The sequence below is a fragment of the Pseudoalteromonas sp. A601 genome, assembly GCF_002165575.1.
Lineage (GTDB): Bacteria > Pseudomonadota > Gammaproteobacteria > Enterobacterales > Alteromonadaceae > Pseudoalteromonas.
In genome coordinates this window covers 163,840-178,090 of sequence record NZ_MXQF01000001.1, presented here as the reverse complement: position 1 = coordinate 178,090, position 14,251 = coordinate 163,840, and the positions used below count along the sequence as shown (strand labels likewise).

The window sequence follows — 14,251 nt, the reverse complement described above, 5'->3', positions numbered from 1 at the left end:
GTAATAATTTAAAAACATGCAATATACAGGTAAAAATATGAACGTACCTAGAACAGCTCGACTTAGTTTTCGGTTAATGGATGAGCACGATGCACCGCTATTGTATGAATTAGATAATGATCCGCAAGTTATGCAGTACCTAACACGAGGGAAAGTGAGTAGCATGCAGACAATTCAAGAGGTATTTGTCCCACGTATGCAAGCGTATCGCAATGCTGAGAAGGGCTGGGGATTATGGCAGGTGAATATTACGCAAACAGGTGAGTTTATAGGCTGGGTACTGAGCAGGCCGATGGATTTTTTTACTAAATCACCTAACTATAATGACATTGAGATTGGTTGGCGTTTTAAACGCTCGAGCTGGGGCAAAGGGTTTGCTAGTGAAGCGGCTATAGCAATAGCTGATTGTATTGCCCAGCAGCCTCAAGTGCATGCTATTAGTGCGACAGCATTACAAGACAATCTAGCTTCAATTAAAGTTATGGAAAAGTTAGCCATGAAATTTATTAAAAATTACACTCATATAGATGAGGAAGGTGAGCTACCTGCTGTGCTATATCGAAAGTTAGTTTAATTGCCGTTTGACCTAGTGCGGTACAGTATGCATTAATGGTGAAATAATTTAGTTAAAAAATAAAATTAAAAAGGAATGAACTATGTTTTCTCGTGGTAAAATTTTGCTTTTATTGTGCTTCATGGTAATTCAGCTAAATCTAATGCTGAGTGCTGCAGAAAAAACGAGCCAAGCTGCGGTTGCCATGCCTGACAGTTATAGTAGTGATACCGCAAGGGCTATTCTAGAGCAAGGCGGTAATGCCGTTGATGCGGCTATCGCGGCACAATTTGTATTGGCTGTAACCCTACCTGAGGCTGGGAATATTGGTGGCGGTGGTTTTATGCTGATCCAAAAAGACGGCGCAAGTGACTTTATTGATTATCGTGAAACAGCACCGAGTGCGGCACATCGCGATATGTATTTAGATAAGCAGGGTAATGTTATTAAGAATCGCTCTGTGTATGGTATTCATGCCAGTGGTGTGCCTGGAAGTGTTGCAGGTATGTGGCTTGCTTATAAAAAACACGGGACTCTTGCTTGGAAAACCTTAGTTGAACCCGCTGTTAAATTAGCTGAACATGGCTTTATTGTACACCCAAAGCTTGCCAGCAGCATTGAGCGTTATATAGCTCGTATGGCTAAAAAAGACGTTTCGATTAATTTTGCTGATTATTTTGCCAGCGCTAAAGCAAAGCAAAACTTTAAGCAGCCAGAGCTTGCCGCGACACTTAAGCGCATTCGTGATAATGGTAAAGCAGGGTTCTATGAAGGCGAAACAGCTAAAATTATCGCCGATTTTATGGCGCAACATGGTGGCATAATCACTCAAGCCGATTTAAAAGGTTATCAAGCAAAATCTCGCGCTCCTATTAAAGCCAGCTGGAATGGTTATGAAATCTTAACATCACCTCCACCAAGCTCAGGCGGCATTGCTATTTTACAATGGCTAAGAATGTATGAGTTAACTAAGCCAAGCGCAGGTTTTGAGCATAATTCTACTGGCTATATCCATTTACTATCTGAAATAGGTAAACGCGTTTTTGCAGATAGGGCAGAGTACTTAGGTGACCCAGACTTTTTTGACGTACCACAAACAGAGCTGATTGGCAGTGAATACCTTAAAAAGCGCAGTAGCACGATTATCCTTGATAAAATATCAACCACCGAAAGCATTAAACCAGGTTTGTATGAAAGCGAACAAACCACTCACTTTTCAATTGTAGATAAGTGGGGGAATGCAGTGTCAAACACCACAACGATTAACTTAGGGTACGGCAGTGGCGTCGTTGTTGCAGGTGCTGGCTTTTTACTTAATGATGAGATGGATGACTTTAGTGCAAAACCAGGCGTGATGAACGTTTTTGGCGCGCTTGGTGGCAAGGCCAACGAAATACAGCCACATAAACGTATGCTCAGCTCAATGACGCCAACTATCTTACTTAAAAACAATAAAGTAAAAATGGTCACCGGCTCACCTGGCGGCACGACGATTATCAGCTCAGTGTATGAATCGATTTTAAACGCGGTTGAATTTAATATGAGCGCAGAAGAAGTGGTGAATAGCCCACGTTTTCACCACCAGCTATGGCCTAAAAATGTGATTCGCCATCACAGTGGTTTAGATGCTGATGTTATCAGTGCACTTGAAAAAATGGGTTACACATTAGATGAACGCCGCTTTGGTGATATGCATGTGATCATTGAGCGTGATGGCAAACTTGATGCAGGCTCAGAAGCGTCGGGCCGCGGCAAAGCAATGGTGTTTTGAGCGCAGTTACAAAAGGTTTTAGGGGCTAGGTAACTAGGAGCTAGGGGAGTGTGTTGTAAGCGCGAGTTTATCTTGCGCTTTGGGCATTTTGTAAAAATATACGTTAATTGCTGACAGCTAATAACAATGCTTGGCGTAAACTAGGAATTAGAATTATCGATTGTCTTCACTGTGCCATTTACGGACACTCATAACTTTAGTCACTTGTTATAACACGCTCTAGCCATTACACCTTTGGTCACCTTTAACCTGATTGCATATTTCACTAAAAATACTCTCACCAGCATCTTTATATCCATTGCTAGACAAATAGTCAGATATTTCAAACAATGAGTCTATGCCATCTGAAGATTGATTAATTGTGAAAGCTATGTGCTTGTGAAGTTCTTCTGTAGCATTTTCAGAAATTGCATAATGAGCTGTTAGCCTTTGCAAGGTTTCGTTAGGAACAGAAACCTTAAACCCAAATTTTTCAGATAAATCTGTATAGTGTTTTTTTAAACCATCTAATCCTGAAGTTTTTACTTCGTAGGTTGGTTCCCAGCCCGTAAATGTTGATTGTAAAGCATATTGCATAGAAGAGTGTTTAGTGGTTCTGTGAGATTGCTCTGGGAATTTTTGGAATTCAAAAGAACCTTTAGATAAGCTACTTAACTTCTGAGTTAATTTAGTAAAAGGCTCTTGCATATGTTCACCTTCATTTGCGATGGTGATCGTAAGAGGAGCTTTCTTTTTTAAAGCCTTAATTTTTGATTTGGATACCATATCTAAGATGTAATTATCATCAAGAGAAGGACTGAAAGCGAAGTATTTTGAAAAAGCAGGATTATTACTTAACCAATAATCTAAGACGAAACGGCCTGAATTAGAGTGCCCAGATAAAATTGTATAAGGTGCAACTCGGTATTTATCATTAACAAAGGAAACGACTTCTTTCGCAAGGAAGTTAGCAAAGGGCGTTGTTTTTCCGTTTTCAGGGCTAAGTTCTTTTCCTCTACTTTCGATACCGACAACAATAAAGTTTGGAATTTGATCTTCTAATAAATCAATAGTCGATAAAGTTGAAAGCATATCCCATTGACCGTGCAGTACGTATAGTACTGGATATGAATTATCTTCATCATGATATTTCTTTGGCAGCTTTATTAATAAGTTTCTTTTTTCACCAAGTGAATTGGACTGCAACTTAATTTCTTCAGCTAACATCAAATCTGATGCATATGAAAACTGTGAACAAAGTAAAACAAAACTAAAAAACGATACTCTCATTTATAACTCTCCATGTTGATGAAACACTAGGAATATAATAATTTAATAGTGCGCTCATCGCGCATATTTCTGCTGACGCCACGCTCACTTATCTACTTTTAACAAATAACCTAAGGTATCACTATCACTAAGTATTCTAAATTTTTTAGGTAAAGTTAAGCGAATCAATATGCGCGCAGCGCTCATTTTCATGAATATATGCACAAAGAGCAGTTTAACGAATCAATTAACGACGATATTTAGCCAATCTCAATGACCGGTTCTCGCTCAAACCCTACGCTCAGACTGTTATGAATCACTCATTAAATACTACTAAACGCCATCAAAGTAGGGGCTTAGCCCCCGGCAATTTTCACTTTAAATTTAAGTGCTTCAAGTATGGCTTTGAGTTTATCGCGGTCATCGCCTTGTACTTCGATGATACCGTCTTTTACTGCGCCGCCTTGGCCCATTTTACTTTTGATTGTTTTGGCCAGTTTTTTTAGGTCATGTTGTTCGCTATCAATACCGGTTACTAGCATTACGCCTTTGCCTTTACGGCCTTTAGTTTGGCGTTCAATTCGCAGAGCGCCATCTTTAAATACTTTGCCAGCAACTTCCTTTGTTGCTTTTGGTTGGCTAATACGACCAGTTTCTGTTGAATAAACGAGATTATTGTCACTCATACTAAACCTGCAATGAAAAAGTTATATAAACAATGACTTCTATAATAACAAATTTACAACAAGACGCTTTTATTTTTGGCGAATTTAGTCTTAAAAGGTTATATTAACTCTATAGAATGGATAATCTAATCAGGAATTAAGTATGAGTTTAAGTAAGACAGCCTCAGCAGATGGCACAACATTAACTATCCAAATTAAAGGTAAGTTTGATTTTAATTTGGTGCAGTCATTTCGACAAGCTTATGCTGAAATCGGCGATAAAACTGCAAAAGTTGTTATCGACCTTCGCGAAACAGATTACATGGATAGCTCTGCTTTGGGCATGTTACTAAATATGAAAAAAACATTAGGTACTTCCGTTGATGCCATTCATATTAGTAATTGTCAGCCGCAATTAAAAAAGATATTACAAATCTCACGGTTTGATAAAAAGTTTGATATCGACTGATGCATGTACTCGTTGTTGATGATCAGGCTCTAAACCGCTCATTGCTTAGCGTAATGCTAAAGCAACAAGGATATCAAGTAACGACAGCAAACAATGGTATTGAGGCATTAGCCGTAATAGATAGCCAGTCGATTGATATCGTGCTACTTGATGTATTAATGCCAGAAATGGATGGCTATGAAACTGCCCCAAAAATAAAACAGCGTAGTGAAGATGTTTACTTACCGATTATTTTTATCACCTCGTTAGAAGACAAAGATAGTTTAGAGCATTGCTTAGCCGTTGGGGGCGATGATTTTATTCATAAGCCGTTTGATAAAGTTATCTTAACCGCTAAAATAAAAGCCCACAGTCGTACTCGCCAACTTAGTCTAAAAGCTCACGAACAAAATGCACAGCTAGAATACCATTACAATCAAACTGAGCGTGAACACGAAATTGTTGAACATATTTTTAATAATGCGTTAGAAAACCAAAATGAATTTAGTAACAACATCGACTTTCATCTCTCTCCTGCCTCTATGTTTAATGGTGATATGTTATTAGTTGCGCAAAGCCCAATTGGTAGTTTGTATTGTATGCTTGGTGATTTTACCGGCCATGGGCTTGCTGCTGCTGTTGGCGCGCTGCCTGCATCTAAAGTGTTCTACACCATGGTCAATAAAGGCATGGCGGTTAACGATATCGCTCATGAAGTCAACACGGTATTAGCCAAGTTACTGCCTGGTCATATGTTTTGCGCGGCGACCATCATTGAATTAAGTAGCTCAGGAAAAAGCATCTCAGCTTGGCTTGGCGGTTTACCCGATGCGTATGTGATTGATCAGCAAGGTAAGGTGCTAAAAACATTAGAATCACAGCATATGGCGCTCGGGATTTTGGATGCTGATGAATTCGAGCGAGAGTTAATTCATTTTGAAGTGGATAATACAACGCGAATTGTTTTAGCGACAGACGGCATAATTGAAACCGCTAATGACGAAGATGAATACTTTGGTGAGCAACGATTTATTCAAGTGCTAGGCAGCAAAACGCAAGTAAGCTGTCATGATATAATTGAACAAGTTACTAAGTTTGCTAAAGGCTCGAAACAACAAGATGACTTAAGTTTGGTGCTTTTTAATTGTTTACCCGTTCCATCAAGCAAAGCCGAAGCTGAAACTTACTCGCCGCTCCCTTTTAATTTCTCACTGAGCTTAAACTCTGCGCAAATCAAACAAACAGACCCTGTACTTGAAGTTGTTGATGTTATTACCCGGGTCAGTGGTTTAAAAGCACATCGCTCGGATATTTTTTTACTTTTATCAGAAGCGTATAATAATGCTGTTGATCATGGCTTACTTGGGCTTGATTCTGATATAAAAAATCATGACGATGGCTTTTTTGAGTTTTACCAGCAAAGAGAAGCGGCCCTGGCGAGCTTACAAGGAGCAATGATCATTATTGAGATTCGCTATTGCCCAGAAACATTATGCTTATATTTTACTATTTGCGATTCAGGCAATGGCTTTACATCAAATAATCGCGGCCACAGTTTAGCGCGTGAACATGGAAGAGGGCTTTCGTTACTGGAGGAAATAGCCGATTATGTAAGCTATAACGCTTCTGGTAACCAAATTGAAATGCGTTATAAGCTAACTTAGATTCAACACTAGTAGAGTGATTAATGACATGCTATTATTTCGCTTTATTTAGATGTTTGGACGGCTAGATGGTTTTTTCTTATTTATTACTTGCACAACTTGATGTGCCGCAGCAATTAGTGTCTTCAGAGCTTACCAAGCTTGAGAGTTATTTATCAAACAATGATCGCCCAGCAATAAACTGGGAATATCAAATACCTGAGTTAGGTGAAGGCGGCGCCTGCAGTTTATTTGGTTATCTTCAAGAAACACCATTTAAGTTAACTGATTATTTAAAGCAAGACTCACATACCACTGAAAAACTGACACAGTTACAGCGCATTGTTGACTATGTGGTTGAGAAGACGGAAGTGGATTGGTACGGCATCTATCAAAATACGGCAACCAATGAAGGTGAGCAGCTACTAAAATTGGTTTATTTTGGCGCACCTAGCAGACCATTATTTCCATTAACTCAAGAGTTTGCCGCAGGCAGTAATAATGTACAAGTGGCACTGAGTGCTAAAGGTCGAGTGATTAATAATGTTGAGCAGTATCTTGCTGCTGGTGGAGAATATTACACTTGCGATCCAAAAGTAAAATCTGAGGCATGTTTACCGTTGTTCGATCAGCAAAATAATTGCATTGGTATTGTTGATGGAGAGGCGTTTAACAACGACTTTTTTGATCAACACACATTAGCACTCTTAATTGCATGCTGTATTAAAATTCCTCACTTTTTAGTGTAAATAACACTAGCCATGCTAGTCACCTTTTATGTTAAGCTAAGTGTAACAGCTAACCCCTAAATAATGATAAGAGATAGTCAATGTTCTCAGTATTAAAACCATTACCAACAGATCCTATTCTTGGCCTTATGGCGGCCTATAAGCAAGACACCAACCCAAATAAGATTGACTTAGGGGTTGGTGTTTATAAAGACGAACAAGGTAATACACCGGTATTAAGCGCCGTTAAAAAGGCAGAAGCATTCCGCCTAGAAAATGAAACCAGCAAATCATACATTGGTTTGGCAGGTAACTTAGATTTTTGTCAAAAAATGGAAAACCTGTTATTAGGTGAGCACCAAGCACTTCTTGCAAACCGTGTTCGTACTGCGCAAGCACCTGGTGGTACAGGCGCACTTCGTGTTGCGGCTGAGTTTATTGCTCGTTGTAACCCAAGCGCCACTATTTGGGTAACAAACCCAACATGGGCAAATCACATTAGCTTATTTGAGGCGGCAGGCCTTACCGTTAAAGAATACCCGTATTACGATTATGAAAACAAAGATCTGCTATTTGATGACATGATCAATACACTTAAGCAAGTACCAAAAGGTGACGTTGTTCTTGTTCATGCGTGTTGCCATAACCCAAGTGGTATGGACTTAAACGAAACACAGTGGAATACAGTAGCAGAGCTTGCAAAAGAAGTTGGTTTTACACCACTTGTTGATATTGCTTACCAAGGTTTTGGTTCAAGCCTTGAGCAAGATGCTAACGGCTTGCGTATTTTAGCTAACGCAGTTGAAGAGCTAATCATCTGTTCTTCTTGTTCTAAAAACTTTGGTTTATACCGTGAGCGTATTGGTGCATGTTCAATTATTGCCAAAGATAGCGCGACTGCTGATATCTCTAACTCAGTAATGTTAAGTGTAGTACGTAGTATTTACTCTATGCCGCCAGCACATGGTGCCGATATTGTAAACACTATTTTAGGCAGCGCAGAGCTTACGCAAGAGTGGCACAGTGAGCTTGATGAAATGCGTAATCGTATTAATGGTCTTCGTACGTTAATCAAAGACAGCTTAGCAGCGAAAGACATTGCACAAGACTTCTCATTTATTGACCGTCAAAATGGCATGTTCTCATTCCTTGGCATTAATAAAGAGCAAATAGCGCGCTTACAAAAAGAGTATGGTATTTATATTGTTGGTTCTAGCCGTGTGAACGTAGCGGGTATTAGTCAAGCAAATATCGAATACTTCTCAAACGCTGTTGCAGACGTTTGTAAGTAATTAGGCAGTTAAAAGCAAACAATAAAAAACCGCACTAACATCAGTTGTGCGGTTTTTTTGTAACTTAAATACTTTTTGAGAATACAGTGATTAACTGTGGTATTTCTCACAGGCTTCTAGGGTGTTTTCAATTAAGCTTGCTACCGTCATTGGGCCAACACCGCCCGGTACTGGTGTAATGAAATGTGCTTTTTGCTCAGCAATGTCATACTGTACATCGCCCACTAATTTACCCGTATCTAAACGGTTAATGCCCACATCGATAACCATCGCGCCTTCTTTTACCCAGTCACCCGGAATAAATTCAGGTTTACCCACTGCAACAACTAGTAAGTCAGCTCGACGTACATGAGTTTCTAAATCTTGGGTAAACTTGTGGCACACTGTTGTTGTACAGCCAGCAAGGAGTAACTCGAGTGCCATTGGGCGACCAACGATATTAGATGCACCGACCACAACCGCGTGCATGCCTTTATATTTAACGCCGGTTGAGTTCAGTAGTGTGATAATACCTTTTGGTGTGCAAGGGCGAAGAGCTGGCATGCGTTGTGCCAAACGGCCGATATTATAAGGGTGGAAACCATCGACATCTTTTAATGGTGTAATACGCTCAAGAATTTTTTCTGCGTCAAGCCCCTCAGGTAATGGTAACTGAACTAAAATACCATCGACTGTTTGGTCGTTATTCAGTTCATCTACTAGGTCGAGTAGTGCTTGCTCTGAGGTATCTGCAGGTAAATCAAATGATTTTGATACAAAACCAACTTCCTCGCAGGCTTTACGCTTTGAACCAACATAAACTTGGCTTGCAGGGTCTTGTCCTACAAGCACAACTGCAAGTCCTGGTGCACGTAAGCCCTTGGCTACGCGTTCACTTACTTTTTCTGCTACAGCACTTCGTACTTGTTTAGCTATTGCCTTACCATCGATGATGTTTGCCGTCATGGGTGACCTTTAATTGGGGTTAGTTAACTTGAAACTGATACTTAGCAAGAGATTATCGTTTTAAAAGGGGTAAACGTGACTGATTTTACTCAGCCTAATTTTGCCTTGCTATATAGTTGTGCTATTTTCGCAGAAAAGCGCCAAAGCGCCAAGTTGCTTTTTTTATATAAACCACACTATTATAAAAAACGGTCGAATTTCAGCTTATATTTACAATATTTAGACATTGTGAACTAAAAATGACCGATTGATTTATTTTCTTAAAAAAAGGTTTGACCTAACCCAGTCAAATCACTATTATGCACCCCGTTGTCAACGAGGTCACTCGCAGACAATAGTAAGCATCGGCGATTAGCGCAGTTTGGTAGCGCACTTGGTTTGGGTCCAAGGGGTCGCAGGTTCAAATCCTGCATCGCCGACCACTTTCTTTTATAATTTTTTATAATAGAGTGGCTTATTGGTAAACTATGAAGTTTTCGATGCGCCCATAGCTCAGCTGGATAGAGCAACGCCCTTCTAAGGCGTCGGTCGAAGGTTCGAATCCTTCTGGGTGCGCCATTTCGAAAACATGTAAATGCCGTGGTGATTGTAGCTCAGTTGGTAGAGCCCCGGATTGTGATTCCGGTTGTCGTGGGTTCGAGCCCCATCAGTCACCCCAATTTACAAAAAGAATATCGGCGATTAGCGCAGTTTGGTAGCGCACTTGGTTTGGGTCCAAGGGGTCGCAGGTTCAAATCCTGCATCGCCGACCACTTTCTTTAAAGTGGTCTTAAACTCACCGTTTAAGTGTTCAAAATAGAAAACGAAGTTTCATACTTCAATATCGGCGATTAGCGCAGTTTGGTAGCGCACTTGGTTTGGGTCCAAGGGGTCGCAGGTTCAAATCCTGCATCGCCGACCACTTCTAAAAAAATTCAAAACTAATATTGCAAAACTTAATTCTAAAGCTAAAATTTTGCTAACTTGCTAACTTGCTAACTTGCTAACTTGCTAACTTGCTAACTTGCTAACTTGCTAACTTGCTAACTTGCTAACTTGCTAACTTGCAGTTGAACCGCCTACTTTTCACTCATTTACCCGCTATAATCCGTGATCTAACCAAATAATTTCCCCCTAGACTCGACTATCATAAATATTAGGTTATAATGCCGCGTCTATTGTTTAACATAGTGCCCGAAGGGCAGAGCAGCATTGGTATCGTATAGTGAAGATGGAGTTTAAACGCCCCTAAGTGGCTTTTAACGTATCAAGCGTATAGTGATCACCGTGTTTGTAAGGAAGGCGAACAGTCGCCAAAATTGAAGATTGAGGTATATCATGCAAGTTTCTGTTGAGACGACTCAAGGCCTTGAGCGCCGTCTGACTATCACCGTTCCTGCAGAGAACGTTGAGACCGAAGTAAAAAAACGCTTACAACAACTGTCTAAAACCCAGCGTATTGATGGTTTCCGTCCTGGTAAAGTACCAACGTCTGTAATCAACAAACGTTACGGTGGCGCAGTTCGTCAAGAAGTTGCTGGCGAATTAATGCAACGTAACTTCTACGAAGCAATCGTAGCTGAAAAAATCAACCCAGCGGGTACACCTACTTTCGCTCCTAAAGCGCTTGAAGCTGGTAAAGATTTAGAATTCTCTGCAACGTTTGAAGTTTACCCTGAAGTTGAAGTTCAAGGTTTAGACAAAATCACTGTAGAAAAGCCTGCTGTAACAGTTACTGACGAAGATTTAGCTAACATGCTAGAAACGCTACGCAAGCAACATGCATCATGGGCTGAAGTAGACACTGCTGCTGGCGAGAACGATCGCGTAACAGTTGACTTCGAAGGCACTATCGACGGTGAAGTATTTGAAGGCGGTAAAGCTGAAGACTTCCCATTAGAACTTGGCCAAGGTCGTATGATCCCAGGTTTTGAAGATAACATCGTAGGTAAAAAAGCAGGCGAAGAAGTAGTTGCTGATGTAACGTTCCCTGACGATTACCACGCTGAAAACCTTAAAGGTAAAGCTGCTCAATTCACTATCTCTGTGAAGAAAGTTGAAGCACAAGAGCTACCTGAACTAAGCGAAGAATTCGCAACTAAGTTCGGTGTAACTGAAGGTGGCGTTGACGCACTTAAAGAAGAAGTGAAAAAGAACATGACACGTGAGCTTGACCAAGCGGTTAAAGCTAACGTGAAAGACCAAGCAATCAAAGGTCTTTTAGCTAACAACGAAATCGAGGTGCCTAAAGCGCTAGTAGATCAAGAAATTGATGCACTACGTCAGCAAGCTGCACAACGTTTTGGTGGTGACGCTAAAAACATGCCTGAGCTTCCAGCTGAGTTGTTCCACGAGCAAGCAGTAACTCGCGTTAAAACTGGCCTATTACTAGGTGAAGTAATTAAAGCGAACGAGATCAAAGTTGATGACGCTAAAGTTGAAGCATTAATTGCTACAGTTGCTTCTGCATACGAAGATCCAACTGAAGTAGTAGAATACTACAAAGCAAATGATCAACTTATGCAGCAAATGCGTAATGTTGCAATGGAAGAGCAAGCTGTAGAAGCTATTTTAGCTAAAGCAGACGTTTCTGATGTTGAAAAAGCATTTGATGACATCATGAATCCACAGCAAGGTGCTTAATAAGTCATTGACTTAAGCCCTCGCTAACGATTAAATGGCTCGTGTTACTCTGTATTTTGCAGTGTGCCCGAGCCATTTTAGTTTGTGGCCTTCAATTTTGCCAAAAAGATAACTATGCTTTTCTTATATTCAGGATAAGTATAAGCGCATAAGGAATAAAATAAGTATGAACAACACTGGTATGACAGATCCTCTAAATGCATTAGTCCCAATGGTTGTTGAACAAACAGCGAAAGGCGAGCGCTCGTATGATATATATTCGAGACTATTAAAAGAGAGAATCATTTTTTTAACTGGTCAAGTTGAAGACAACATGGCGAACTTAATTTTAGCGCAAATGCTATTTTTAGAATCAGAAAACCCAGAAAAAGATATCTTTTTATATATCAATTCACCAGGTGGTTCTGTAACAGCGGGTATGGCAATTTACGATACCATGAACTTTATTAAACCAGATGTAAGTACTATTTGTGTTGGCCAAGCGGCGAGCATGGGTGCATTCTTACTAACAGCTGGTGCAAAAGGCAAGCGTTACTGTTTGCCTAATTCACGCGTGATGATTCACCAACCTTTAGGTGGTTTCCAAGGTCAAGCATCTGATTTTGAAATTCATGCTAAAGAAATCCTGTCTATTAAAGACAAGCTTAATCGTTTAATGGCAGAGCATACTGGCCAACCATTAGATGTGATTTCACGCGATACAGACCGCGACAACTTTATGAGCGCAAGCCAAGCCGTTGACTACGGCCTAGTTGACTCGGTATTTACTAATCGCGACAGTAAGTAAAAAGACTAAGTGAGTGCTAACGGTACTCACTTGAATTGTTTACACTGTGAAAGCCAATAATTTTTGGTATAGTTAAGCGTATTGAAATAGCTGCTAAGAAGTTTAGCAGCCAACGTATAAGATGAGGTAGCTGAATGTCTGACACTCCTACAGACGGCGACAAAAGTAATAAATTGTTATACTGCTCTTTTTGTGGCAAAAGCCAGCATGAAGTTCGTAAACTCATTGCAGGGCCTTCAGTATACATTTGTGATGAATGTGTTGAGCTGTGTAACGACATTATCAGGGAAGAGATCAAAGACATTGCGCCAAAGCACAATACGTCTGATAAACTGCCTGCACCTAAAGAAATTCGTAACCATTTAGATGATTATGTAATTGGCCAAGATCACGCCAAAAAAGTATTGTCGGTAGCGGTTTATAACCACTATAAGCGCCTACGTAATCAAAGCACTAAAGTTGATATTGAACTTGGTAAAAGTAATATCTTGTTAATTGGTCCAACGGGTAGTGGTAAAACATTACTTGCAGAGACGCTTGCACGTTTACTTGATGTACCATTTACAATGGCTGATGCAACCACACTGACCGAAGCCGGTTATGTAGGTGAAGATGTTGAAAACATCATTCAAAAGCTGCTGCAAAAGTGTGACTACGACGTAGAAAAAGCACAACGTGGTATTGTTTATATTGATGAAATTGACAAAATTTCACGTAAATCAGACAATCCATCAATCACCCGAGACGTATCAGGCGAAGGCGTACAGCAAGCCTTATTAAAACTGATCGAAGGCACCGTTGCATCAGTACCACCACAAGGTGGTCGTAAACACCCACAACAAGAGTTTTTGCAGGTTGATACCTCTAAAATCTTATTTATCTGTGGTGGTGCATTCGCAGGGCTTGATAAAGTGATTGAGCAACGCAGCCATAAAAACACCGGTATTGGTTTTGGTGTTAGCGTTAAAGAATCTGCATCAAGTCGCTCTTTAAGTGAAACATTTAAAGATGTAGAGCCAGAAGATTTAGTAAAATACGGCCTCATCCCTGAGTTTATTGGTCGTTTACCTGTTGTTGCTACGTTAACTGAGCTAGACGAAGCTGCGTTAGTGCAAATCTTAGATGAGCCTAAAAACGCACTGACTAAGCAGTACAGCGCACTATTTGGTATGGAAGACGTTGAGCTTGAGTTCCGTGAAGATGCATTACGTGCAATTGCCCACAAAGCAATGGAGCGTAAAACAGGTGCACGTGGCTTACGTTCAATTGTTGAAGCTGTATTACTTGATACCATGTATGAACTTCCATCGATGGAAGAAGTCAGCAAAGTGGTTATCGATGAAACAGTGATCAAAGGTGAATCAGACCCAATTTTGATTTATCAAAGTGCCAGCCAAGATAAAGCGGCATCAGAATAAATTTTAATCACTGATATTACAAAGAGGAGCCAATGGCTCCTTTTTTTATAATTTATTTCTTACAAATGACATAAATTGTTGAACTTTACTCAGGTTATCCCCATATACTTGAGTAATCTTTAAAATAAATG

The 14,251-nt window shown here is 40.2% G+C and carries 12 protein-coding genes and 5 tRNA genes; 14 read left to right on the top strand and 3 right to left on the bottom strand.

Going from position 1 to position 14,251, the window contains the following annotated elements; translation table 11 throughout:
- Positions 1-37 precede the first annotated feature (37 nt).
- Positions 38-574, top strand: a complete 537-nt coding sequence (locus B5G52_RS00835) for a GNAT family N-acetyltransferase (RefSeq protein ID WP_087530803.1) — start codon at positions 38-40, stop codon at positions 572-574.
- A gap of 121 nt (positions 575-695) precedes the next feature.
- A complete protein-coding gene (ggt, locus tag B5G52_RS00830) occupies positions 696-2,324 on the top strand; it encodes a gamma-glutamyltransferase (protein ID WP_254911129.1) in 1,629 nt (542 codons plus the stop codon).
- Positions 2,325-2,543: 219 nt separating this feature from the next.
- Here the strand turns inward: ggt and B5G52_RS00825 are convergent, their stop codons facing one another.
- Both B5G52_RS00825 and B5G52_RS00820 read right to left on the bottom strand, forming a co-directional pair.
- Positions 2,544-3,593 carry an alpha/beta hydrolase gene (locus tag B5G52_RS00825; protein WP_087530801.1) on the bottom strand — a complete coding sequence of 350 codons (1,050 nt, stop codon included), beginning with the start codon at positions 3,591-3,593 and terminating at the stop codon, positions 2,544-2,546.
- A 335-nt stretch (positions 3,594-3,928) separates the two neighbouring features.
- Positions 3,929-4,258 (bottom strand): stress response translation initiation inhibitor YciH, encoded by a 330-nt coding sequence (locus B5G52_RS00820; RefSeq protein WP_087530800.1) that lies wholly within the window; start codon positions 4,256-4,258, stop codon positions 3,929-3,931.
- A 142-nt stretch (positions 4,259-4,400) separates the two neighbouring features.
- Between B5G52_RS00820 and B5G52_RS00815 the strand changes: the two genes are divergently transcribed.
- From B5G52_RS00815 to B5G52_RS00800, 4 genes are all read left to right on the top strand, one after another.
- The gene (locus B5G52_RS00815) at positions 4,401-4,706 is read left to right on the top strand and encodes an STAS domain-containing protein (RefSeq protein ID WP_087530799.1); all 306 of its coding nucleotides are present in this window, start codon (positions 4,401-4,403) and stop codon (positions 4,704-4,706) included.
- Positions 4,706-6,349, top strand: a complete 1,644-nt coding sequence (locus B5G52_RS00810) for a fused response regulator/phosphatase (protein WP_087530798.1) — start codon at positions 4,706-4,708, stop codon at positions 6,347-6,349. Before B5G52_RS00815 ends, B5G52_RS00810 begins: the two co-directional genes overlap by 1 nt.
- Positions 6,350-6,417: 68 nt before the next feature.
- Positions 6,418-7,077 (top strand): GAF domain-containing protein, encoded by a 660-nt coding sequence (locus tag B5G52_RS00805; RefSeq protein ID WP_087530797.1) that lies wholly within the window; start codon positions 6,418-6,420, stop codon positions 7,075-7,077.
- An 80-nt stretch (positions 7,078-7,157) separates the two neighbouring features.
- Entirely contained in the window at positions 7,158-8,348 is a 1,191-nt protein-coding gene (locus tag B5G52_RS00800) for an amino acid aminotransferase (protein ID WP_087530796.1), read from the top strand.
- Positions 8,349-8,438: 90 nt separating this feature from the next.
- Here the strand turns inward: B5G52_RS00800 and folD are convergent, their stop codons facing one another.
- Complete coding sequence (gene folD, locus B5G52_RS00795) at positions 8,439-9,293, bottom strand: bifunctional methylenetetrahydrofolate dehydrogenase/methenyltetrahydrofolate cyclohydrolase FolD (protein ID WP_087530795.1); 855 nt, start codon at positions 9,291-9,293, stop codon at positions 8,439-8,441.
- A 345-nt stretch (positions 9,294-9,638) separates the two neighbouring features.
- Here folD and B5G52_RS00790 point away from each other — a divergent pair.
- The 8 genes from B5G52_RS00790 to clpX all read left to right on the top strand — a co-directional run bounded on the left by B5G52_RS00790 (position 9,639) and on the right by clpX (position 14,120).
- Positions 9,639-9,715: transfer RNA gene (locus B5G52_RS00790), tRNA-Pro, on the top strand.
- Between the two features lie 59 nt (positions 9,716-9,774).
- A tRNA-Arg gene (locus tag B5G52_RS00785) sits at positions 9,775-9,851 on the top strand.
- A gap of 24 nt (positions 9,852-9,875) precedes the next feature.
- Positions 9,876-9,951: transfer RNA gene (locus B5G52_RS00780), tRNA-His, on the top strand.
- A gap of 17 nt (positions 9,952-9,968) precedes the next feature.
- Positions 9,969-10,045: transfer RNA gene (locus tag B5G52_RS00775), tRNA-Pro, on the top strand.
- Between the two features lie 72 nt (positions 10,046-10,117).
- Positions 10,118-10,194 (top strand) — tRNA-Pro (locus tag B5G52_RS00770).
- A gap of 416 nt (positions 10,195-10,610) precedes the next feature.
- Positions 10,611-11,915, top strand: a complete 1,305-nt coding sequence (tig, locus tag B5G52_RS00765; RefSeq protein ID WP_087530794.1) for a trigger factor — start codon at positions 10,611-10,613, stop codon at positions 11,913-11,915.
- 166 nt (positions 11,916-12,081) lie between these two features.
- Positions 12,082-12,702, top strand: coding sequence for an ATP-dependent Clp endopeptidase proteolytic subunit ClpP (clpP, locus tag B5G52_RS00760; RefSeq protein WP_087530793.1), 621 nt, complete (start codon positions 12,082-12,084; stop codon positions 12,700-12,702).
- Positions 12,703-12,836: 134 nt separating this feature from the next.
- On the top strand, positions 12,837-14,120 hold the full coding sequence (gene clpX / locus B5G52_RS00755) for an ATP-dependent protease ATP-binding subunit ClpX (protein ID WP_087530792.1): 1,284 nt from the start codon (positions 12,837-12,839) through the stop codon (positions 14,118-14,120).
- Positions 14,121-14,251: the final 131 nt, after the last annotated feature.